Here is a 19,725-nt window from a genome sequence, read left to right on the forward strand (position 1 = left end):
CAGGGAGCGAGGGGCGGACGTGTCGGAACCGACCGTTCTCGCGGGGGACTACTTCCACGGCTACACGGTGGTCGGGCTGCTCGCCGTCATCGGTGTGCTGTTCGTCGCGGTGGCCTTCGGGGCGGGACAGCTGCTGCGCCCCGTGGTCCCCACCCAGGAGAAGATGCTCACCTACGAGTGCGGCGTCGACCCGGTGGGCGAGGGCTGGGCACACACCCAGGTCCGTTACTACGTCTACGCGTTCCTCTATGTGATCTTCGCCGTCGACTCGGTCTTCCTGTTCCCGTGGGCCACGGTCTTCGCCGCCCCGGGCTACGGCGCCACGACGCTGGTCGAGATGTTCGTCTTCCTCGGCTTCCTGGCCGTGGGACTGCTCTACGCATGGAAGAAGGGCGTCCTGGAATGGACGTGACCCCCGCCCCTGCCGCCGAGCCCGCGCTGCCTCCCGAGCCCGAGCTGCTGCCCGAGCCGAGGCGTCTCGGCGTGCTCTCGCGGCTGGCACCCGAACCGATGAAGGTCGTCCTCAACTGGGGCCGCCGCTACAGCCTGTGGGTCTTCAACTTCGGACTCGCCTGCTGCGCCATCGAGTTCATCGCCGCCTCGATGGCCAGGCACGACTTCATCCGGCTCGGAGTGATCCCCTTCGCCCCCGGGCCGCGCCAGGCCGACCTGATGGTGGTGTCCGGCACGGTCACGGACAAGATGGCACCCGCCGTGAAGCGGCTGTACGAGCAGATGCCCGAGCCCAAGTACGTGATCTCCTTCGGCGCCTGCTCCAACTGCGGCGGCCCGTACTGGGACTCGTACTCGGTCACGAAGGGCGTCGACCAGATCATCCCCGTCGACGTGTACGTACCGGGCTGTCCGCCCCGGCCCGAGGCGCTCCTCCAGGGCATCCTCAAACTCCAGGAGAAGATCGCCCGCGAGACGCTCGGCGACCGGTACGCGTCGGCGGCCAGGCCGTCGACCGCCGCGCTGCGCAGCGATCTGGTCGCACCTCCGGCGCCGGGTGCCACGCCTGCCGCTCCTGCTGCCCCTGGTGAGGGAGCGTCGTGAACGCGTACGACCGGCTGCCCGACCCGGCGGCCGTGGCCGAGGTCTTCGGCGAGGGCGCGACGGCGGAGCGGGCGTACGAACTCCTCACCGTCGATGTCCCGGCGGCCTCCTGGATCAGCGCACTCGAAGCGGCACGCGACCAGTTGGGCTGCGGCTTCTTCGACTGGCTCAGCGCCGTGGACGAACCGGGCACCGGCTTCCGTGTCTGCGCGCATGTCGTCGCGCTGGGCGGCGGCACGGTCCGCAAACTGCTGCTCCGTACGACCGTCCCGCACGAGGCGCCCGTCCTGCCGACCGCGCTCGGCGTGTACGCGGGCGCCGGCTGGCACGAGCGGGAGACGTACGAGATGTTCGGCGTCTCCTTCACCGACCACCCGAACCTCGTCCACCTGCTGCTCCCCGAGACCTTCGAAGGCCACCCGCTGCGCAAGGACTTCGTCCTCGCGGCCCGGGTCGCCAAGGCGTGGCCGGGGGCTAAGGAACCGGGGGAGTCCGAGGGCGGCGGCCCGCGCAGGCGGCAGATGCTGCCGCCCGGCGTGCCCGACCCGAACGAATGGGGCCCGCTGAAGGGCCAGCTCCCGCCGGCCCCCGCGCGGCCCGCACGCGGCGCCCGCACCGGCCGCGCGGCCGGTGCGGCCGACACCGCGACGGGGGAACGGCCCGAGCGGCCCGTACGCCGCGCCCGCAGCGTGTCGGAGGGCTCGGCGAGCCAGCAGGCCCCGGCCGCCGACGCACCGTGGCGCGAGCCGAAGGCGGAGCCGAAGCCGGAATCCAAGCCGGAGCCGAAGCCGGAATCCGGTGACCGCCCGGACACCGACCGCCCGGACACCGACCGCCCGGACACCGACCGCCCGGACACGGACCGCCCCGAGACCGACCGCCCCGGAGGAGACGCGTGAATGACGTGCTCGACGTCGTCCTGCGGCTGGTCGTCGTCTTCGTCGCGTTCCTGGTCCTCCCCCTTGTCGTCGGGCAGACCGAGCACAAGGTGATGGCCCATATGCAGGGCCGGCTCGGCCCTATGCACGCGGGCGGCTTCCACGGCTGGGCCCAGCTCGTCGCCGACGGGGTGAAGTTCGCGCAGAAGGAGGACATCGTCCCCGCTGCCGCCGACCGCCGCGTCTTCCAACTCGCCCCCGCCGTGGCCCTGCTGCCGTATCTGATCGTGCTGATCGCGATCCCCGTCGGACCGTCCGGGAGCGCCGTCGGCCAGGCCGTCGACGCGGGCATCTTCTTCGTCCTCGCCGTACTCGGCGTCGGGGTGCTCGGCTCGCTCATGGCGGGCTGGGCCTCGGCCAACAAGTTCTCCCTCCTCGGCGGGCTGCGCACCGCCGCCCAACTGCTCGCCTACGAGCTGCCGATGCTGCTCGCCGCCGCCTCCGTCGCGATGGCCGCCGGCACGGTCTCGCTGCCCGGCATCCTCGACGCCTTCGCGTGGTGGTGGGTGCCGTGGCAGATCGTCGGCGGTGTCGTCTTCTTCGTCGCCGGGCTCGCCGAACTCCAGCGCCCGCCCTTCGACATGCCGGTCGCCGACTCCGAGATCATCTTCGGTGCCTACACCGAGTACACCGGGCTGCGCTTCGCCCTCTTCCTGCTCGCCGAGTACGCGGGCATCGTCGTCCTGTCCGGGCTGACCGCCGTCCTGTTCCTGGGCGGCTGGCACGGTCCCTTCGGCGCCGAAGGGCTCGGCTGGGTCTGGACCCTGCTCAAGACCGCCGTGCTCGCCTTCGTCGTCATCTGGCTGCGGGTGAGCTATCCGCGGCTGCGCGAGGACCAGTTGCAGAAGCTCGCCTGGACCGTCCTCATCCCGCTCGCCCTCGCTCAGATCGCCCTCACCGGCATCGTCAAGGTGGTGATCACCTAGTGGCTCCTCCGATCCCCGGCAGCGGCCTCGCCAAGGGCCTGGCCGTCACCCTGCGCACGATGACGAAGAAGACCGTCACCGCGCAGTACCCGGAAGCCCAGCCCGAACTCCCGCCCCGCAGCCGTGGGGTGATCGGCCTGTTCGAGGAGAACTGCACGGTCTGCATGCTCTGCGCCAGGGAGTGCCCCGACTGGTGCATCTACATCGACTCCCACAAGGAGACGGTCCCGGCCGCCGCCCCCGGCGGGCGTGAGCGCAGCCGTAACGTCCTCGACCGGTTCGCCATCGACTTCGCGCTCTGCATGTACTGCGGTATCTGCATCGAGGTCTGTCCTTTCGACGCGCTGTTCTGGTCACCGGAGTTCGAGTACGCGGAGACCGACATCCACGAGCTGACCCATGAACGCGACAAGCTCCGCGAATGGATGTGGACGGTCCCCGCGCCGCCCGCGCTCGACCCCGGCGCCGAGGAGCCCAAGGAGATCGGCGCCGCGCGCAAGGCCGTCGACAAGGCCGAGGCCGCCCGGCAGTTGGCGGAGCAGCGGGACGAGCAGCCGGGAGAGCAGCGGGAAGCGGGGGCGGGCGAGTGACCCTCGCCGCGACCGCGACCGCAGCGGCTGCCACCACCGGACCCGGCTTCCTGTCCCCGACGGGCGTCGAGATCACCTTCCTGCTGGTGGGCCTGGTCACCTTCGGCGCCGCGCTCGTCACCGTCACCACCAAGCAGCTCGTGCACGCCGCGCTCTGGCTGATCGTGGCGCTCGGCGGCCTGGCCGTCGAATACCTGCTGCTGACGGCGGAGTTCATCGCCTGGGTGCAGGTCCTGATCTACGTCGGTTCCGTGGTGGTCCTCCTGCTCTTCGGTCTGATGCTCACCAGAGCCCCCATCGGCCGCTCGCCGGACGCCGATTCGGGCAACAGGGCCGCGGCCCTCGCGGTCGCCGTCCTCGCAGCGGCGGCCCTGGTCTGGGTCGTCGTCGACGCGTTCCGCACGACCTGGATCGATCTGGACGGACCGGCGCAGGGCTCCACGAAGGTGTCGGGGCAGATCCTGTTCCGGCACTGGGTGCTGCCGTTCGAGGCGCTGTCCGTGCTGCTGCTGGCCGCGCTCGTCGGCGCGATCGTCCTGTCCCGCAAGAAGAGCCGTGCCGCCAGCGGTGAGGAGCAGCAGCGCTGATGCATCTCGTCTATCCCGCCGTGCTGGCGGCCCTCCTCTTCTGCACGGGCGTCTACGGGCTGCTCGCGCGCCGCAACTCGATCCTCGTGCTGATGTCGGTCGAGCTGATGCTCAACGCCGTCAACCTCAATCTGGTCGCCTTCGACGCCTGGCTCCGCGACACCCTGCACGCCGGCCAGGCGCTCACCCTGTTCGTCATCGCCGTCGCAGCCGCCGAGATCGGCATCGGCCTGGCGATCGTCCTCGCCGTGTACCGCAACCGCGGCACCTCGGACATCGACCGGCTCCGGGACACCGCCGAGGCGGGCACGCCCGACGGACCCGCCGAGAATGCCGAGGCCAGCGCGTGAACACCACGACCCTCGCCGTGCTCGTCCCGCTCCTTCCGTTCCTGGGCGCGGCGGCCGGGCTGCTGCTCGGCCGTACCGCACCCGAATTCGTCCGCCCGCTGGCCGTCCTGCCGCCGCTCGTCTCCGCCGTGCTGGCCGTGCTCGTGGCCGTACGGCAGGGCGGCGGAGCCGGTGGCGGCAAGGCACCGCTGGACGCGGCGACCCAGCTCACCCCGACCGGCTCGGTCCCCGTCGACCTGGCCCTGCACATCGACGGCTTCGCCGCGCTCGTCGCCGTCCTCGTCGCCGTCGTCGCCTCGTGCGTGCAGATCTACTCGACGGCCTATCTGCGCGACGACGCCCGCTACCCCTCCTACGCCGCCCTGGTCTCGCTGTTCACCGCCGCGATGCTGCTCGTCGTCTACTCGGGCGACCTGATGGTGCTGCTGGTCGGCTGGGAGATCATGGGCATCTGCTCGTACTTCCTCGTCGGCCACTACTGGGAGACGCCCGAGGCGCGCGCCGCCTCCCTCAAGGCGTTCCTGGTCACCAAGCTCGGCGATGTCCCCTTCCTGATCGGTCTGTTCGCGCTCGCCGCCGACACCGGGACGTTCCGCGTCACCGGCGTGCTGACGGCCGTCGGCAACGGCGAACTCGACCATCCGACGCTGATCGCGCTGCTGCTGCTCGCCGGTGTCGCGGGCAAGTCGGCGCAGTTCCCGCTGCACACCTGGCTGCCGGACGCGATGGCGGGCCCCACGCCCGTCTCCGCGCTGATCCACGCGGCGACCATGGTCGCCGCCGGTGTCTACTTCGTCGCCCGGCTCCTCCCCGTCTTCGCCGCCTCACGGGCGGCCCTGGTCGTCCTCGCCGTCATGGCCGCGGTGACGATGGTCGGCTCGGCGCTCGCCGCGCTCGCCCAGGACGACATCAAACGCGTCCTCGCCTACTCGACCCTCGGCCAACTCGGCTACATGACCGGCGCGCTGGCCGTCGGCGACCGCGGCGCCGCCGTCTTCCACCTCCTCGCGCACGGCGCTTTCAAGGCCCTGCTCTTCCTCGGCGCCGGTGTGGTCATCCACGCCGCCGGCACCAACTCGCTCGCCGCCATGTCCCGCATGGGCGGTCTGGCCAAACGCATCCCCGACGCGTACTGGACGATGACCGTCGCCCTGCTCGCGCTCGCCGCGATCCCTCCCTTCGCCGGCTTCTTCTCCAAGGAGTCCGTGCTCGGCGCCGCCGAACACGCCGCCCTCGGCGACTCCGCGCTCGCCCCCGGGGCGGCGGGCTGGACCGTGCTCGTCGCCGGTCTGGTCACCGCCCTGCTCACCGCCGCCTACGCCACCCGGCTGTGGCTGCTGGCCTTCCACGGCCACGGCCCCGAGGCCGTGGCCCACGGCAGACAGCCCGTCGCCATGAGCGCCGTCCTGTGGGTGCTCGCGATCCCCACCGTCGGGCTCGGCCTGACGATCGGTTACCTCACGGACTGGTTCGACGGACACAGCCTCGCCCCCACCCTCACCACCTCCGTCCTGGGCACGGGAGTCGCGCTCGTCGGCGGGCTGACCACCTACGGCAGTTGGAAGCACACCTCGGCCCTGGCGGCGAGCAGTCCGATGGGCGCGGTCTCCGCCCACCCCGACGCCGAGCCGGCGCTCTCCGAGGAAGAGGCCATCGAGAGCCACCGGGCCGTCTACGGCGACATCGCCGGCTCGTACGACCCCGCCGACCCCGGCCGGCTGCTGCTGGGACGGCTGCACCGGCACGCGGCGGCGGGCTTCCACCTCGACGCCCTGTACGGCGCCCTCTTCGTACGCCCCGTCCTCGCGGCGGCCCGGCTGGTCCGCTTCCTCGACCGCGAGGTCGTCGACACGTACGTACGCGGAGCGGGCACCGGCACCCGCTGGCTCGGTGCCGCCGTACGCCGGGCGCAGACCGGCAACGTGCAGTCCTACCTGAGCGCCCTGCTCGCCGGCTCGCTCGTCCTGGCGATCGCCGCCGTACTCGTCGCCGCCGGAGCGTGAGCCGTGATCGATATCAGTGAGTCCGTGATGCAGGCCCTTCTGGCGTTGATCGTCGCCGGGCCGCTCGTCGGCGCACTCGCCGCCCTGCTCCCCGCACCCCCCGGGCTGCGCGGCAAGAGCCCCGACCAGGCCGTGCTCCGGCACGGCGTCGTCGTCACCGGCGTGATCCTCGCCGCCGCGATCGTGCTGGCCCTGGGCTTCGACCGCGGCCACGGCCACGCGTCGAAGATGCAGGCCACCACGGACATCAGCTGGATCGCGGCACTGGACGTGCGGATCCATCTCGGCATCGACGGCATTTCGCTCCCCCTCCTCGTCCTGACCGCGCTGCTGACCTTCCTCTGCGCGCTCTACAGCTACTTCAAAATGCCGCAGGGCCCCTCGCCCAAGGCGTTCGTCGCCCTGCTGCTCCTCCTCGAATCCGGCACGCTGGCGACCTTCGCCGTCCTCGACCTGATCCTGTTCTTCCTGGCGTTCGAGATGGTGCTCGTCCCGATGTACTTCCTCATCGCCCGCTGGGGCGGCTCGGAAGGCGTGGCGGGCGGCCGGGAGGCCGCTGCCTGGAAATTCATCCTCTACACGCTGCTCGGTTCCGTGGTCATGCTGCTCGGCCTGCTCCTGATCGGGATCAAGGCCGGCACCTTCGACATGGTGGCACTCGCCACTGACAACGGCCGTGGGCTGAGCACATCCGTGCAGGTCATCGCCGTTCTCGCGATCGGGATCGGGCTCGCGGTCAAGACCCCGATGTGGCCGCTGCACAGCTGGCTCCCGGACGCCCACACCGCCGCCCCGACCGTCGGCTCGGTCCTCCTCGCCGGGGTCCTGCTCAAGATGGGCACGTACGGATTCGTCCGGATCGTCCTGCCCGTCGCCCCGCACGGGATGCACACCTTCGCGCCGTATCTCGCCGCGCTCGCCGTCGCCGGCATCATCTACGGGTCCCTCGCCTGCCTCGCCCTCGCCCGGCAGGGCGCGGGCGGCGACCTCAAGCGGCTGATCGCGTACTCCTCCGTCGGCCACATGGGCTTCGTCCTGCTCGGCATCGCGACCATGACCCCCACCGGGGTCAACGGCGCGCTCTTCGCGAACATCGCCCACGGCCTCATCACCGGCCTGCTGTTCTTCCTCGTCGGTGCGCTCAAGGACCGCTACGGCACCGCCGACCTCGACACGCTCGCCGGCGCCACCGGCGCGGCCCTCTACGGCCGGGCCCCCCGGCTCGGCGGCCTCCTCGCCTTCGCCGCCGTCGCGTCCCTCGGACTGCCGGGACTCGCCGGATTCTGGGGCGAGATGCTCACCATGTTCGGCGCCTTCGACCCCGCAGACGGGCTCAGCCGCCCCGCCTTCCTCACCTTCATGGCCGTCGCGGGGATCGGCACCCTGCTCACCGCCGCGTACCTGCTGGTCGTCGTACGGCGCGTGTGCATGGGCGCCGCCCCCGGAGCGACCGCGCAGGGCGCGCAATCCCAGCGCGCCCCGCAGGTGCCGCACCTCCCCGACGTACGCGGCTACGAGTTCGCCGCCTGGACCCCGCTCGTCGCCCTCACCGTCCTCGGCGGTCTGTGGCCCGCGGTCCTCCTCGGCCTCACCGATCCGGCCGTGCAGAAGCTCCTCGCAGGAGGCAAGTCGTGACCGTGGCCGCAGAGACCGCAGGGAGCGCCGCCGGGCTCACCCAGGCCGCCGGGCTCGTCCAGTCCGTCGACTGGCTGGCCGTCGCGCCACCCACCATCGCCGCGCTGGCCGCGCTGATCGTCCTCGTCGCCGACCTGTTCGTCCCCGAACACCGCAAGCGGCTCCTCGGCGGCATCACCGTCGCCGGGCTCGTCGCCGCGCTCGTCATGCTGCTGCCGCTGCGCGCCGGCGACCGCTCCACCTTCTGCCTCGCCGACGACGCCCACACCTGCAGCTACACCGCCGACCACTTCGCCCTCGTCATCCAGCTGCTCGTCCTGGGCGGGGCGCTGCTCACCGCGCTGCTCTCGCTCACCGACTCCACCGACCCGGCCGATCCCGACCTCGCCGGAAAGCCGCCGCTGGGCGAGTACTGGTTCCTGCTGCTGTCGTCGGCCGCGGGCGCCGCGCTGCTGCCCGCCGCGCGTGACCTCGCGACGCTCGTCGTCGCCCTCGAAGTGGCCTCACTGCCCGCCTTCGCGCTCGTCGGCATCAAGCGCGGCGACGGGCGCTCGGCCGAGGCGGCGCTCAAGTTCTTCCTCTCGTCGGTCGCCGCGACGGCCGTGATGCTGCTCGGCGTCAGCTTCGTCTACGTCACGACCGGCTCCCTGCACCTCACCCGGATCGCCGCCGAACTGGACCACGTACCCGCCCAGTTCCAGACCCTCGCCCAGGCCGGCGTCGCCCTCACCCTCGTCGGCTTCGCCTTCAAGACGGCCGCAGCGCCCTTCCACTTCTGGGTTCCCGACACCTACGTCGGCGCGCCGCTGCCCATCGCCGCCTATCTGTCGGTCGTCAGCAAGGCCGTCGGCTTCTCCGGGCTCATCCTGGTGACCGTCGTCGCCTTCCCCTCGTACGCCGACGAGTGGGGCCCCGTACTGGCCGTACTGGCCGCGCTCACCATGACCGTCGGGAACGTCGCCGCGCTGCGCCAGTCGGCCACGCGCGCGTGGAGCGCGGTCCGGCTGCTGGCGTGGTCGTCGGTGGCCCAGGCCGGGTATCTGCTCGTCCCGATCGCCGCCGCCGGATACGCGGGCGAGCGGCGGATCGGCTCCACCGTCGCGTACGCCCTGATGTACGCCGTGGTGAACCTCGGCGCGTTCGCGGTCGTGGCCCTGGTGGCCCGTACGAAGCCGCTGAACCGCATCGCCGACTACCAGGGCCTGTACGCCCGCCGTCCCGTCGTCGCCGTCGCCATGGGCTTCTTCCTGCTCTGCCTGGCCGGCCTGCCCCCGGGCATCATCGGTCTCTTCGCCAAGGTCACGGTCTTCGCCGCAGCGGTCGACGCGGGCCTCGGCTGGCTCGCCGTCGTCATGGCGGTCAATGTCGTCGTCGCGCTGTACTACTACCTCCGGTGGACGGCGACCCTGTTCCGCCCGGCGGCCGAGCAGGAGAGCGGGGCCGTACCGGGCGGGAGCGGGGCCGTACCGGGCGAGGGCGGGGCCGCCGCAGGCGCCGAAGGACCGCAGGCGGTCCTCCAGTCGGCGGTCCTGCGCGCCCCGGCGGCCGTCACGGCCACCATCGCCCTGACGGCGGCCGTGGCCGTCGCCCTGTCCGGTGCGCCCCAGCTCGTCCTGCGCTTCGCCGACACCAGCCTTTTCTGAGAGTCGGGCCGCGCTCCCCACCACCCGTACGGCGTACGACGGCCGCCGGGGGGCAGGGGAACCCGTACCCGCCGCCTGGCGTTGACCAGTACGGAAGGGTCCACTGAAGAGTGGAGGAGCACCGAGCAAGGGTTCCCCTGCCGCAGATTGGAGGGCGTACCGTGCACCGCCGGCACAACGGGCTGAGAACAGCCGTACTTCTCGTCGGACTGTCCGCGCTGATCGTCGTCATCGGCGGTCTCTTCGGCAGGACAGGACTGATCGTCGCCGTCGTCGTGGCGCTCGGTACGAACGCGTACGCGTACTGGAACAGCGACAAGATCGCGCTGCGCGCCATGCGCGCCCGCCCCGTCAGCGAGTTCGAGGCGCCGGACCTCTACCGGATCGTCCGCGAGCTCTCCACGGCCGCGCGCCAGCCCATGCCCCGGCTGTACATCTCGCCGACCCAGGCGCCGAACGCGTTCGCGACGGGACGTAACCCGCGGAACGCGGCGGTCTGCTGCACGGACGGCATCCTGCAGATCCTCACCGAGCGCGAACTGCGCGGTGTGCTCGGCCATGAGCTGAGCCATGTCTACAACCGGGACATCCTGATCTCGTCGATCGCCGGAGCGCTCGCCTCGGTCGTGATGTTCCTGGTGAACTTCGCCTGGCTGATCCCCTTCGGCCGCTCGGACGACGACGAGGGCCCCGGCATCTTCGGCTTCCTGCTGGTCATGCTCCTCGGCCCGCTCGCCGCCTCGGTCATCCAGCTGGCCGTCAGCCGCTCCCGCGAGTACGAGGCCGACGCGTCGGGCGCGCAGATCACCGGCGACCCGCTGGCGCTCGCCAGCGCCCTGCGCAAGCTCGACGCGGGTACGAAGCAGCTGCCGCTGCCGCCGGAGCCGAGGATCGAGGCGGCGAGCCACATGATGATCGCCAACCCGTTCCGTCCGGGGCAGGGCTTTTCGAAGCTGTTCTCCACGCACCCGCCCATGGCGGAACGTATCGCCCGGCTGGAAAAGATGGCGGGCGGCCGGCCCTGACCGGACCGGCGCTGACCTGCTTCTACCAGCCCGATGTCGTCCTGGTGGCCGCGAACCGCTCGTCCGACGGGACGACCTCGCGGCCCAGCGGCATCAGCGAGATCGGGATCAGCTTCAGGTTCGCCCAGCCGAACGGGATCCCGATGATCGAGATGAAGAGCGGGATGCTGGTGAGCAGATGGCCGAGGGCCAGCCACCAGCCGGCGAAGACCACCCAGATCACGTTCCCGATGAACGAAGCGTCGCCCGCGTCGGGACGCTCCACGGTGGTGCGGCCGAACGGCCACAGCACGTAGCCCGCGATGCGCAGCGACGCGATGCCGAACGGGATCGTCACGATCAGCACGAAGCAGATGACCGCCGCGATCACGTATCCGATCGCCATCCAGATCCCGCAGAAGATCAGCCACAGGACATTGAGGATCAGCTCCAAGAGCTTCATGATCGCGCGCCTTCCGTGTATGACATCCGTCGTCGCCGCTCACAGCCAGTATCAGGCCGACCAGGGCCCGAGCGATACCGGGGCCGGTTGTCAGTGGCGTGGTCCACGATGAAGACGCAACCGATGCATGACTCAACTACGTCTCTGTGGGCAGCAGGAAGACGCATCGATCAGTACGCGACGAAAGATGAGGTCATGCCATGGGCATTGTCGGCTGGATCATCCTCGGACTGCTCGCCGGGGCCATCGCCAAGATCCTGCTTCCGGGCAAGGACCCGGGCGGTCTGCTCGGCACGATCGTCGTCGGCATCCTGGGTGCCTTCGTCGGTGGCTGGATCTCGGCCAAGTGGCTCGACCACCCGATCAGCAAGGACTTCTTCGACGGCCCGACCTGGCTCGCCGCGATAGGCGGGGCGCTCGTCCTGCTGATCATCTACCGGCTGCTGTTCGGGAACTCGACGTCGCGTCGCTGAGGCCCGTCTCGCGCAGGGTGATGTTCAGCCGCCCGCCGGCCATACCCGTCCCGGGACCCGTCGTCCCCGGGTAGACCTTCGGCACGCCGTGGTAGGCGAAGCGCGAAGGCCCGCCGAAGACGAAGAGGTCCCCGGACGCCAGCTCCACGTCCGTGTAGGGCCGCCCGCGGGTCTCCGGGTTGCCGAAGCGGAAGACACAGCTGTCACCGATGCTCAGCGACACCACGGGCGCCCCGCACTTCTCGTCCTTGTCCTGATGCAGCCCCATGGCGGCGCCGCCCTCGTAGAAGTTGATCAGGGCGGTGTCGGGCGTGTAGACGGAGTCGTACGAGGCGCCGGCGGGCGGACCTTCGCCCTTGGGGTCCCCGTACGCGTCGGCCAGCGCGGCCCGGCCCAGCTCCACGAGCCACCCGGGCAGCTCAGCCACCCGCGCACCGTTCACGTCCCCCGCCGTGCGGGTGTACCGGTACGGCTGCCAGTGCCAGCCCAGACACACGGTCTGTACGGACATGACGCCGCCACCCGGCAGCACGGTGTGCCGGATCGGCACGGGCCCACGCGCCCAGTCCCGGCAGGCCACCACCAACTCCCGCTGCCGCGCCTCGGACAGCCACCCGGGCACATGCACGGCGCCGGGCGCGGGAACGGCCCGAGGCCGAGGAAAAAGCTCCCCGTTCACACCCGGCTCCCCTCAGCCCCGCCCAACCGCCCGAAGCCGCACAACGAGGGCCACCGAGAAGTCACTTCCCGGCGCTGCGCCCCCGCTGTGCCGCGCTCAGGCACCGGTCAGCGGTAGTTGACGAACTGCAGCGCGAAGTCGAAGTCCTGGCCCTTGAGCAGTGAGATCACGGTCTGCAGGTCGTCCCGGCTCTTCGAGCTGACCCGCAGCTCGTCGCCCTGCACCTGCGCCTTGATCCCCTTCGGGCCCTCGTCGCGGATGATCTTCGCGACCTTCTTGGCGTTGTCCTGAGAGATGCCCTCCTCGATCGAGGCGAAGATCTTGTACTCCTTGCCGGACAGCTGCGGTTCACCGACGTCGAGCGACTTCAGCGAGATCCCGCGCTTGATCAGCTTGGACTGGAAGACGTCGAGGATCGCCTTGACCCGCTCCTCGCCGTTCGCCTCCATCAGGATCTTGTCGCCGGACCAGCCGATCGAGGCTCCGACGTTCTTGAAGTCGTAGCGCTGCTGGATTTCCTTCGCGGCCTGGTTGAGGGCGTTGTCGACCTCCTGCCGCTCGACCTTCGAGACGATGTCGAAACTGGAGTCGGCCATGTCCTGTGGCTCCTTGTATCGGGTGCTTGTGGGGTGATCGTCCTGTGCTCCAACGACGAGCCGGCCGCCGCCGGCCGCCGCCGTCAAGCCTAGTCAACCGAGCGGCCTGCGACCGCTGATCAATCGGGTGGCGGAGCACCCCCGGGCATCGGGTATCGTTTACGTCGTTGCCACGGAGCACCGCCCACGCGGGCCGCTCCAACCGGCAGCAAATCCCATGGCGGTGTGCCCGAGTGGCCAATGGGAGCGGACTGTAAATCCGCCGGCTTAGCCTTCCCAGGTTCGAATCCTGGCGCCGCCACACGGAAAACGACGGCCCCCGGTTCGCGGAGACGCGGAGCGGGGGCCGTCGTCGTGTTGTGCCCCTGCGGGGGATCGGTCGGCGCGCGTGTATTGACAAGGACATGTAACACGCGTGAGTCTCGAAGAGAGCGCTCTCACGTTCCGGGTCCGGTCCCCACACACCGGCTGGGCGTGACGTGCTTCCCCGAGGTCGGACGTGGTCGCCACCTGGCCGGCGGCCCGTAGTGTCCGCAGCCGTCCATCCGTGCCAGGGAGGACACATGCCCCCCACAGCAACGTCCGCGTATTCACGCCGACGCTCCACCTATCTGATCGCCGCCATCGCCATGGCGCTCCTCGCGATGTGCGCCTTCGCCACCTCAGCCCCGTCCGCGCACGCGGTCAGCGCGTCCGCCGGCGGGTCCGCCGAGGCGAGTGTGGCCGCGGGTGACCCGCCGCCGGACTCGTTCTGGGGCGACACCAGCACCATCCCGCCGGCCCAGAACGTCCTCACCGTCAAGGTCCTCAACAAGACCAACGGCCAGTACCCGGACGACCAGGTGTACTGGAGCTTCAACGGCCAGGTGCACTCCATCGCCGAGCAGCCCTACATCGACATGCCGGCCAACTCGGCCGGCCGGATGTACTTCTTCCTCGGCGCGCCCGACAGCAAGTACTCCGACTTCATCGAATTCACCGTCGGCGACGACGTGTTCAACGGCAACACCACCCGCGTCGACGCGTTCGCGCTCAAGCTCGCCATGCGGCTGCACGCCAGCGACGGGTACGACGTCCAGGTCGGCGAGGACTACCAGACCTTCCAGCAGTCGAGGGAAGCCACCTTCCAGCAGTTCAAGGACGAGGTGCCCACCGAGTTCAAGGGGCTTGCCGATGTCGAGGCGCCGTACCGCATCCCCGCGCCCGGCAGCGCCCCCGACTTCCGGGCCGGCGGCCAGTACGCCGACTACTTCACCAGCTACGCCCAGTCGGTCGGCGTGAACGCGCCGACCTCCGACATCACCGGCTGCGCCGGCGTGCTCGCCAACGACCCCGGTATGTGCTCGGCGCTCAACCGCCATGTCGCGCAGCTGCCCCAGTCGGACTGGTCGACGCCCGGGCTGTACTACCAGGACGCCCCGGCGAACTACTACGCCAAGTTCTGGCACGACCACTCCATCAACAACCTCGCGTACGGCTTCCCGTACGACGACTACGCCGGCCAGTCGTCCTTCGTCTCGCACGGCGACCCGCAGTGGCTCGAAGTCGCCGTCGGCTGGTAGTCGCAACCGCACCTGAGGGACGACCACCCGCATGACAGGGCCCCCGATCCGCCGGGACGCGGATCGGGGGCCCGTTCGTTCGCACACAGCGCCGCGCGGCGGCGCCGCCGTACGTCAGTTGACGCCGATCCGGTCGAGGTCCGCCAGCCGGAACGCCAGCTCCGTCTCCCACTTGGCCGTGTCCGGCTCGTCCGCCGGGTCCGTCAGGTACGACTCCATCCGGCAGCCCCAGCGCTGCGCGCCGGCCTCCTCCGTCATGTCCCACTCCAGGCCCTCGCCCGCTGCCCAGTCCAGCAGCCGCCCGGTCGCCCCCACCAGCCCGTCGGGCGACCCGATGTGGGTCAGCGTCGCGTAGTGGCCGGCGGGCAGGGTGCCGGCGGTGATCTCGCCGTCCGGCTCGGGCAGTACGGCGACCGGCACGCCGGCCTCCACCTCCAGCTCCGCCGCCATGTCGACGGTCCGGTAGCGGAAGAACACCGGCCCCGCCGGTTCCAGGCCCTGGTCGCGCAGCCAGCCGATGACCTTCGGCAGCTGGTGCGCGACCTCCGCGAGGCCGCCCATCCGGACGGACCTGCCGATGGCCACGTACGGCTGCTCCTGGCGCCGGACGACCACCGGCGGCCGGGTTCCGCTCATCTCGTCACCCATGACCTCGCTCATGCCTTCGTCCCTGTCGTCGTTGGTACTCAGATACTCACGGTCGATGCCGACGACAGGGACGACCGCCCGGGGTACCGGAACTCATCGGTCCTCGGCGACTTCCTTCACCGCGTCCGCCACCGGCGTCGTGCCGCCGATCAGCTCCAGCGTCAGCTTCCCCGTCCCCGGGGTCGCCAGCAGCTCGGCGATGACCTCCGCCACGTCCTCGCGCGTCACCTCGCCCCGGCCCGTCGACTTCGCCAGCCGCACCCCGGCCATGGCGTCGTCGTTCGTCAGGGCGCCCGGCCGCAGCACCGTCCAGTCGAGACCCTCCCTGGCCCGTACGTCGTCGTCAGCCGCGCCCTTGGCCCGCAGATACGCGTCGAAGACGCCGTCGCCCTCGTGGTTCGCGTCGGCGCCCATCGACGAGACGATGACGTAGCGCAGCACACCGGCCCGCTCGGCCGCGTCCGCGAAGAGCACCGCCGCCGCCCGGTCCACCGTGTCCTTGCGCTCCGTCGTGCTGCCCGGGCCCGCGCCCGCGGCGAACACCGCGGCGTCCGCGCCCCGCAGCGCCTCGGCGGTCTCCTCGACCGAGGCCGACTCCAGGTCGAGGACGACCGGTTCGGCGCCCGCCGCCCGCAGCTCGTCCGCCTGTTCGGGGTTGCGGATGATGCCCGCCACCTCGTGTCCGCGCCTGGCGAGCACCCGCTCCAGCCGTAGCGCGATCTGACCATGTCCTCCGGCGATCACAATTCGCATGCTCACGACGGTACGTCGGGGACGCCCACCGCGCGCCCGGACGCGGCCACCGGGACACCGGCACCGCTCACGCCCCCGGGTCCGCCCCCGACCGTCCCTGCCGCGGCAGTTCCGTCACCACCGCCGTCGCCGAGTCGCAGTACTCCCGTACGGCACTGGTCCGCGCCACCACCCGCCCCCGGTGGATGACGCTCCTGCTGTACGCCTGCGACAGCACGCCCGCGATCCGCTCGCCGCGCACCGCCAGCAGCTCGGCGGGGAACCCCGCCTCCACCCGCACCTCACCGAGCCCCATCGCCGCCCGCGCCGCCGTGCTCACCGCGCCGTACGCGTCGGCGGGCCGCAGCCCGCTCTGCGCCGCCAGCAGATAGCCCGCCTCCAGCGGGTCCCCGCGCCCCACCGGGTTCGACACGTCCCGCAGCGCCCCGCTGCCCGCCGCCAGCCGCACCCCGGCGCTCAGCAGCAGCCGTACGGGCGCGACACCCCGCTGCTCGACGCCGCCGCAGCCGCCCTGCGGCAGACAGACCACCGACACCCCGGCAGCCGCGAGCTGGTCCGCCGCCCGCGCCGCGGCGTCGGCGGGCAGCCGGGACAGCCCGCCGCACGGGCCGAGGGTCACCCCGGGCCGCAGCCCGGCCACCATCGCGGCGAGCCGGGCCAGCCGCGCCGGATCGTCACCGTCCGTATGCAGATCGACCGGGCAGCCGTGCTCGACTGCCACCTCAAGCACCGCCTCCGCGTATCCGGACGGGTCGGGGTCGAGATCGGGGCAGCCGCCGACCGCCCCCGCGCCCATCTTCACCGCGTCCCGCAGCATCGCGAGGCCGTCGGCGCCCGCGACCCCCGTCAGCAGCCTCGGCACGGGTACGACCGTCAGGTCGCAGAGCCCGCGCAGCGAGCGCCGCGCCTGGAGCACCGCCTCAAGGCGGCCCAACTCCTGGGCGCCGCCGATCCGTACGTGCGAGCGCAGCGCCGTCGCGCCATGGCTGAGCTGGAGCAGCGCCGCCTCGGTCGCACGGCGCTGCACGTCGTCGGGGGAGTAGGGGACGGGCCCCTCGGCGGTCAGCGCCGTGTCGCTGTGGGCGTGCGGCTCCGCGGGGGCCGGGAGCAGCAGATAGCCGTCGAGGTCGACCCGGGCGCCGCGCGCGATCAGGCTGCCCGCCGTGCCGACGGCCTCGATCCGGCCGGCGCTGAGCCGTACGTCGACGGTGCGGCCGTCGGCGAGCCGGGCGCCGCACAGGACGAGCGCCGTGGTGTCGGCCGTGGCGCCGTCGGACGGCTGCTGCTGGCTGTCGGGCATCGCGCTCCTGGTCGGCTCGGCTCTCGGGGCGCTGGGTCGGGCCTGCGGTGGGCAAGATCACGCAGCGTGAGTCGAGCCTAAGCGGGCTGCTGGCAGCCTTCTGGGAGGGGCGCAATAGTCGTACCGGCGAGCCCACCTGTGGCCTACGAGACACCTGGGGACAGGTGGGGTGAGAGGCGTGCAAGGGGCACGGAAACGGATTTGGGCGATCGGCGAGGGACCGTGTAATGTCTTCATCGCTCGCCCCAATAGCTCAGTCGGTAGAGCGTCTCCATGGTAAGGAGAAGGTCTACGGTTCGATTCCGTATTGGGGCTCCGGTGTTCGGTGATCCTCGCCTCCGGGCGAGGAGATCCAACATCGAAGCGGTGTAGCTCAGTCGGTAGAGCAAGCGGCTCATAATCGCTGTGTCACCGGTTCAAGTCCGGTCACCGCTACACACAGTAGCCGATTGCGGGGTCGGTCCTTCAATCGGCTACTCTTCTTTGCGTTCATCTGTTTGAAGTGTTTGTCCGTTTTTTCGTTCATCCCGTCCATTCCGTCCAAGGAGCACTCACGTGGCTGCCACCGACGTCCGCCCGAAGATCACGCTGGCCTGCGTGGAGTGCAAGGAGCGGAACTACATCACCAAGAAGAACCGGCGTAACAACCCGGACCGTCTTGAGATGAAGAAGCACTGCCCGCGCTGCAACTCGCACACAGCGCACCGCGAAACGCGCTGAATCAGGCTCGTATGCGAGGCCGTCCCCTCTGGGGGCGGCCTCGTGTCGTTTGATGTGGGCACACACTCATCAGGAGGGAGCGAGTCCATGGCGCTCGATCAGTCCTTCGTGGGGCGGAGCTACCCGCCCACCGAGCCCTACGAGGTCGGCCGGGAGAAGATCCGCGAGTTCGCCGAGGCGGTGGGCGACCCCAATCCGGCGTACACCGACCAGGACGCGGCGAAGGCGCTGGGGCACAGCGATGTGATCGCCCCGCCCACGTTCCCGTTCGCGATCACCTTCAAGGCGGCGGGCGATGTTATCGCCGATCCGCAACTGGGTCTGGATTTCAGCCGGGTGGTGCACGGCGACCAGAAGTTCGCGTACTCGCGCCCGGTACGGGCCGGCGACCGGCTGACCGTCACGTCGACCATCGACGCGATCAAGTCGCTCGCGGGCAACGACATCATCGACGTACGCGGCGAGGTGCACGACGAGTCCGGCGAGCATGTCGTGACCGCCTGGACCAAGCTGGTGGCGCGCGCCGCCGAGGGGGCGTGAGACCGGTGACGGCGAAGATCGGTTACGACGAGGTCGAGGTCGGTACGGAGCTGCCGGCGCAGAGCTTCCCCGTCTCGCGGGCGACGCTCGTGCGGTACGCGGGGGCGTCGGGGGACTTCAACCCGATCCACTGGAACGAGAAGTTCGCCAAGGAGGTCGGCCTGCCGGACGTGATCGCGCACGGCATGTTCACCATGGCGGCCGCGGTCCGTGTGGTCACCGACTGGGTGGGGGACCCGGCGGCCGTCGTCGAGTACGGGGTGCGCTTCACCAAGCCGGTGGTGGTGCCCAACGACGACAAGGGCGCGCTGGTCGAGGTCAGCGCCAAGGTCGCGGCCAAGCTGGACGACAACCGGGTCCGGGTGGATCTGACGGCCATGAGCGCGGGACAGAAGGTGCTGGGGATGTCCCGCGCCGTCGTCGCGCTGGCCTGAGCCGACCCGGGCCTGCGCTGAGCCGACCCGGGCCTGCGCTGAGCCGACCCGGGCCCGCGCTGAGCCGGGCCGGGTCTGCGCTGAGCTGCACGTATGTAAGGGGTGTCCGCAATGGCGGACACCCCTTACGCATAGGCCGCAGAACTGCGGTTGACAAAGTAAGTGAGTGGCCAATAACCTTTTCGCATGGTCAGGATGAGCGCAGAAGAGCGACGCGAGAGCGTCATCCGCGCGGCGGTCACCGAGTTCTCCCGCAGCGGCTACAACGGCACCTCGACGGAGGCCATCGCCCGCCGTGTCGGTGTCTCGCAGCCGTATCTCTTCCGTCTCTTCCCGAACAAGCAGGCGATGTTCCTCGCCGCCTCGCAGCGCTGCCTGGACGACACCAGCCGGCTCTTCAGGGAGGCGTCCGAAGGGCTGGAGGGCGAAGACGCCGTCCATGCCATGGGCATCGCCTACCAGCGAACCATCGCCGAGGACCCCGAGAAGCTGCTGATGCAGATGCAGATGTACGCGGCGGTCGCCGCCGCCGAGGCCGAGGGTGACCACGAGTTCGGCGACTCGGTACGGGCCGGCTGGGAGCGGCTGTGGGACACGGTCCACCTGGCGCTCGGTGCCGACGAGACCGAGACCACCGTGTTCCTCGCGTTCGGCATGCTCATCAACACCCTGGTCTCACTGGGGTTTCCGGCCGGGCATCGCGTCTGGTCGGAGATCTACGAGTCGTCGCACCCCGTCGGCGATCCGGCGAACTGAACAACCCCGCGGCACCCCGCGGGTCGCTTCATGTCCAGCAAAGTTAGTCATCGATAACTAACAAAGTCG

23 protein-coding genes and 3 tRNA genes are annotated in these 19,725 nt (G+C 70.7%); 20 read left to right on the plus strand and 6 right to left on the minus strand.

All coding sequences use genetic code 11. The features are described 5' to 3' along the window. Positions 1–19 precede the first annotated feature (19 nt). From OHS57_RS22745 to htpX, 11 genes are all read left to right on the plus strand, one after another. Entirely contained in the window at positions 20–412 is a 393-nt protein-coding gene (locus OHS57_RS22745) for an NADH-quinone oxidoreductase subunit A (protein ID WP_041985867.1), read from the plus strand. Further along, positions 403–1,056, plus strand: a complete 654-nt coding sequence (locus OHS57_RS22750) for an NADH-quinone oxidoreductase subunit B (RefSeq protein ID WP_328583180.1) — start codon at positions 403–405, stop codon at positions 1,054–1,056. Before OHS57_RS22745 ends, OHS57_RS22750 begins: the two co-directional genes overlap by 10 nt. After that, positions 1,053–1,955 carry an NADH-quinone oxidoreductase subunit C gene (locus OHS57_RS22755; RefSeq protein WP_328583181.1) on the plus strand — a complete coding sequence of 301 codons (903 nt, stop codon included), beginning with the start codon at positions 1,053–1,055 and terminating at the stop codon, positions 1,953–1,955. The genes OHS57_RS22750 and OHS57_RS22755 overlap by 4 nt, the downstream gene beginning before the upstream one ends. Continuing rightward, positions 1,952–2,920, plus strand: coding sequence for a complex I subunit 1/NuoH family protein (locus OHS57_RS22760; RefSeq protein ID WP_041985856.1), 969 nt, complete (start codon positions 1,952–1,954; stop codon positions 2,918–2,920). Before OHS57_RS22755 ends, OHS57_RS22760 begins: the two co-directional genes overlap by 4 nt. A 59-nt stretch (positions 2,921–2,979) precedes the next feature. Continuing rightward, positions 2,980–3,510, plus strand: coding sequence for a 4Fe-4S binding protein (locus tag OHS57_RS22765; RefSeq protein WP_041995359.1), 531 nt, complete (start codon positions 2,980–2,982; stop codon positions 3,508–3,510). Beyond that, the gene (locus OHS57_RS22770) at positions 3,507–4,097 is read left to right on the plus strand and encodes an NADH-quinone oxidoreductase subunit J family protein (RefSeq protein ID WP_041985853.1); all 591 of its coding nucleotides are present in this window, start codon (positions 3,507–3,509) and stop codon (positions 4,095–4,097) included. Before OHS57_RS22765 ends, OHS57_RS22770 begins: the two co-directional genes overlap by 4 nt. Then, entirely contained in the window at positions 4,097–4,447 is a 351-nt protein-coding gene (gene nuoK / locus OHS57_RS22775) for an NADH-quinone oxidoreductase subunit NuoK (protein WP_041985850.1), read from the plus strand. The genes OHS57_RS22770 and nuoK overlap by 1 nt, the downstream gene beginning before the upstream one ends. Beyond that, positions 4,444–6,450 (plus strand): NADH-quinone oxidoreductase subunit 5 family protein, encoded by a 2,007-nt coding sequence (locus OHS57_RS22780; RefSeq protein WP_328583182.1) that lies wholly within the window; start codon positions 4,444–4,446, stop codon positions 6,448–6,450. Before nuoK ends, OHS57_RS22780 begins: the two co-directional genes overlap by 4 nt. Before the next feature lie 27 nt (positions 6,451–6,477). Next, a complete protein-coding gene (locus OHS57_RS22785; RefSeq protein WP_328585139.1) occupies positions 6,478–8,085 on the plus strand; it encodes a complex I subunit 4 family protein in 1,608 nt (535 codons plus the stop codon). Next, positions 8,082–9,728, plus strand: a complete 1,647-nt coding sequence (locus OHS57_RS22790) for an NADH-quinone oxidoreductase subunit N (RefSeq protein ID WP_328583183.1) — start codon at positions 8,082–8,084, stop codon at positions 9,726–9,728. Before OHS57_RS22785 ends, OHS57_RS22790 begins: the two co-directional genes overlap by 4 nt. 161 nt (positions 9,729–9,889) lie before the next feature. Then, positions 9,890–10,753 carry a zinc metalloprotease HtpX gene (gene htpX / locus OHS57_RS22795; protein WP_328583184.1) on the plus strand — a complete coding sequence of 288 codons (864 nt, stop codon included), beginning with the start codon at positions 9,890–9,892 and terminating at the stop codon, positions 10,751–10,753. A gap of 22 nt (positions 10,754–10,775) precedes the next feature. On the opposite strand, the gene OHS57_RS22800 is transcribed toward htpX, so the two are convergent. Further along, positions 10,776–11,195 carry a YccF domain-containing protein gene (locus tag OHS57_RS22800; RefSeq protein ID WP_041985839.1) on the minus strand — a complete coding sequence of 140 codons (420 nt, stop codon included), beginning with the start codon at positions 11,193–11,195 and terminating at the stop codon, positions 10,776–10,778. A 200-nt stretch (positions 11,196–11,395) separates the two neighbouring features. Between OHS57_RS22800 and OHS57_RS22805 the strand changes: the two genes are divergently transcribed. After that, the gene (locus OHS57_RS22805; protein WP_041985836.1) at positions 11,396–11,668 is read left to right on the plus strand and encodes a GlsB/YeaQ/YmgE family stress response membrane protein; all 273 of its coding nucleotides are present in this window, start codon (positions 11,396–11,398) and stop codon (positions 11,666–11,668) included. Here the strand turns inward: OHS57_RS22805 and OHS57_RS22810 are convergent. Both OHS57_RS22810 and OHS57_RS22815 read right to left on the minus strand, forming a co-directional pair. After that, positions 11,625–12,347, minus strand: coding sequence for an alpha-ketoglutarate-dependent dioxygenase AlkB family protein (locus tag OHS57_RS22810; RefSeq protein WP_328583185.1), 723 nt, complete (start codon positions 12,345–12,347; stop codon positions 11,625–11,627). The two genes, OHS57_RS22805 and OHS57_RS22810, sit on opposite strands and share 44 nt — an antisense overlap. A gap of 107 nt (positions 12,348–12,454) precedes the next feature. Further along, positions 12,455–12,943, minus strand: a complete 489-nt coding sequence (locus OHS57_RS22815) for a YajQ family cyclic di-GMP-binding protein (protein WP_041985827.1) — start codon at positions 12,941–12,943, stop codon at positions 12,455–12,457. 219 nt (positions 12,944–13,162) lie between these two features. Between OHS57_RS22815 and OHS57_RS22820 the strand changes: the two genes are divergently transcribed. Beyond that, positions 13,163–13,244, plus strand: a tRNA-Tyr gene (locus OHS57_RS22820). Between the two features lie 262 nt (positions 13,245–13,506). Continuing rightward, the gene (locus OHS57_RS22825; RefSeq protein WP_041985824.1) at positions 13,507–14,505 is read left to right on the plus strand and encodes a glycoside hydrolase family 64 protein; all 999 of its coding nucleotides are present in this window, start codon (positions 13,507–13,509) and stop codon (positions 14,503–14,505) included. 114 nt (positions 14,506–14,619) lie between these two features. On the opposite strand, the gene OHS57_RS22830 is transcribed toward OHS57_RS22825, so the two are convergent. The 3 genes from OHS57_RS22830 to OHS57_RS22840 all read right to left on the minus strand — a co-directional run bounded on the left by OHS57_RS22830 (position 14,620) and on the right by OHS57_RS22840 (position 17,206). Further along, entirely contained in the window at positions 14,620–15,165 is a 546-nt protein-coding gene (locus tag OHS57_RS22830; protein WP_328583186.1) for a GyrI-like domain-containing protein, read from the minus strand. Positions 15,166–15,246: 81 nt separating this feature from the next. Continuing rightward, positions 15,247–15,906, minus strand: coding sequence for an NAD(P)H-binding protein (locus OHS57_RS22835; protein WP_328583187.1), 660 nt, complete (start codon positions 15,904–15,906; stop codon positions 15,247–15,249). A 67-nt stretch (positions 15,907–15,973) separates the two neighbouring features. Beyond that, positions 15,974–17,206: an amidohydrolase family protein gene (locus OHS57_RS22840; RefSeq protein ID WP_328583188.1), complete on the minus strand. Its 1,233-nt coding sequence runs from the start codon at positions 17,204–17,206 to the stop codon at positions 15,974–15,976. 242 nt (positions 17,207–17,448) lie between these two features. Between OHS57_RS22840 and OHS57_RS22845 the strand changes: the two genes are divergently transcribed. The 6 genes from OHS57_RS22845 (at position 17,449) to OHS57_RS22870 (ending at position 19,656) form a co-directional block, all read left to right on the plus strand. Next, positions 17,449–17,521, plus strand: a tRNA-Thr gene (locus OHS57_RS22845). A gap of 47 nt (positions 17,522–17,568) precedes the next feature. Beyond that, positions 17,569–17,641: transfer RNA gene (locus tag OHS57_RS22850), tRNA-Met, on the plus strand. Positions 17,642–17,761: 120 nt separating this feature from the next. Continuing rightward, on the plus strand, positions 17,762–17,926 hold the full coding sequence (rpmG, locus tag OHS57_RS22855; RefSeq protein WP_003956487.1) for a 50S ribosomal protein L33: 165 nt from the start codon (positions 17,762–17,764) through the stop codon (positions 17,924–17,926). 87 nt (positions 17,927–18,013) lie between these two features. After that, entirely contained in the window at positions 18,014–18,466 is a 453-nt protein-coding gene (locus tag OHS57_RS22860) for a MaoC family dehydratase N-terminal domain-containing protein (protein WP_041985820.1), read from the plus strand. Between the two features lie 5 nt (positions 18,467–18,471). Further along, a complete protein-coding gene (locus tag OHS57_RS22865; protein WP_041985816.1) occupies positions 18,472–18,900 on the plus strand; it encodes a MaoC family dehydratase in 429 nt (142 codons plus the stop codon). 186 nt (positions 18,901–19,086) lie between these two features. After that, positions 19,087–19,656, plus strand: a complete 570-nt coding sequence (locus OHS57_RS22870) for a TetR/AcrR family transcriptional regulator (RefSeq protein ID WP_198533226.1) — start codon at positions 19,087–19,089, stop codon at positions 19,654–19,656. The last annotated feature ends 69 nt before the right edge of the window (positions 19,657–19,725 follow it).

Origin of the sequence: Streptomyces sp. NBC_00370, assembly GCF_036084755.1 — a bacterium.
In the GTDB taxonomy this organism is placed as follows: domain Bacteria; phylum Actinomycetota; class Actinomycetes; order Streptomycetales; family Streptomycetaceae; genus Streptomyces.

Coding starts and splice junctions, on each gene's coding strand:
- OHS57_RS22750 (WP_328583180.1), top strand. CDS start 403: ATGGACGTGACCCCCGCCCCTGCCGCCGAGCCCGCGCTGCCTCCCGAG.
- OHS57_RS22860 (WP_041985820.1), top strand. CDS start 18,014: ATGGCGCTCGATCAGTCCTTCGTGGGGCGGAGCTACCCGCCCACCGAG.
- OHS57_RS22800 (WP_041985839.1), bottom strand. CDS start 11,195: ATGAAGCTCTTGGAGCTGATCCTCAATGTCCTGTGGCTGATCTTCTGC.
- OHS57_RS22815 (WP_041985827.1), bottom strand. CDS start 12,943: ATGGCCGACTCCAGTTTCGACATCGTCTCGAAGGTCGAGCGGCAGGAG.
- OHS57_RS22870 (WP_198533226.1), top strand. CDS start 19,087: ATGGTCAGGATGAGCGCAGAAGAGCGACGCGAGAGCGTCATCCGCGCG.
- OHS57_RS22765 (WP_041995359.1), top strand. CDS start 2,980: ATGACGAAGAAGACCGTCACCGCGCAGTACCCGGAAGCCCAGCCCGAA.
- OHS57_RS22825 (WP_041985824.1), top strand. CDS start 13,507: ATGCCCCCCACAGCAACGTCCGCGTATTCACGCCGACGCTCCACCTAT.
- OHS57_RS22835 (WP_328583187.1), bottom strand. CDS start 15,906: ATGCGAATTGTGATCGCCGGAGGACATGGTCAGATCGCGCTACGGCTG.
- nuoK (WP_041985850.1), top strand. CDS start 4,097: ATGCATCTCGTCTATCCCGCCGTGCTGGCGGCCCTCCTCTTCTGCACG.
- OHS57_RS22805 (WP_041985836.1), top strand. CDS start 11,396: ATGGGCATTGTCGGCTGGATCATCCTCGGACTGCTCGCCGGGGCCATC.
- OHS57_RS22830 (WP_328583186.1), bottom strand. CDS start 15,165: ATGAGCGAGGTCATGGGTGACGAGATGAGCGGAACCCGGCCGCCGGTG.
- OHS57_RS22840 (WP_328583188.1), bottom strand. CDS start 17,206: ATGCCCGACAGCCAGCAGCAGCCGTCCGACGGCGCCACGGCCGACACC.
- OHS57_RS22785 (WP_328585139.1), top strand. CDS start 6,478: ATGCAGGCCCTTCTGGCGTTGATCGTCGCCGGGCCGCTCGTCGGCGCA.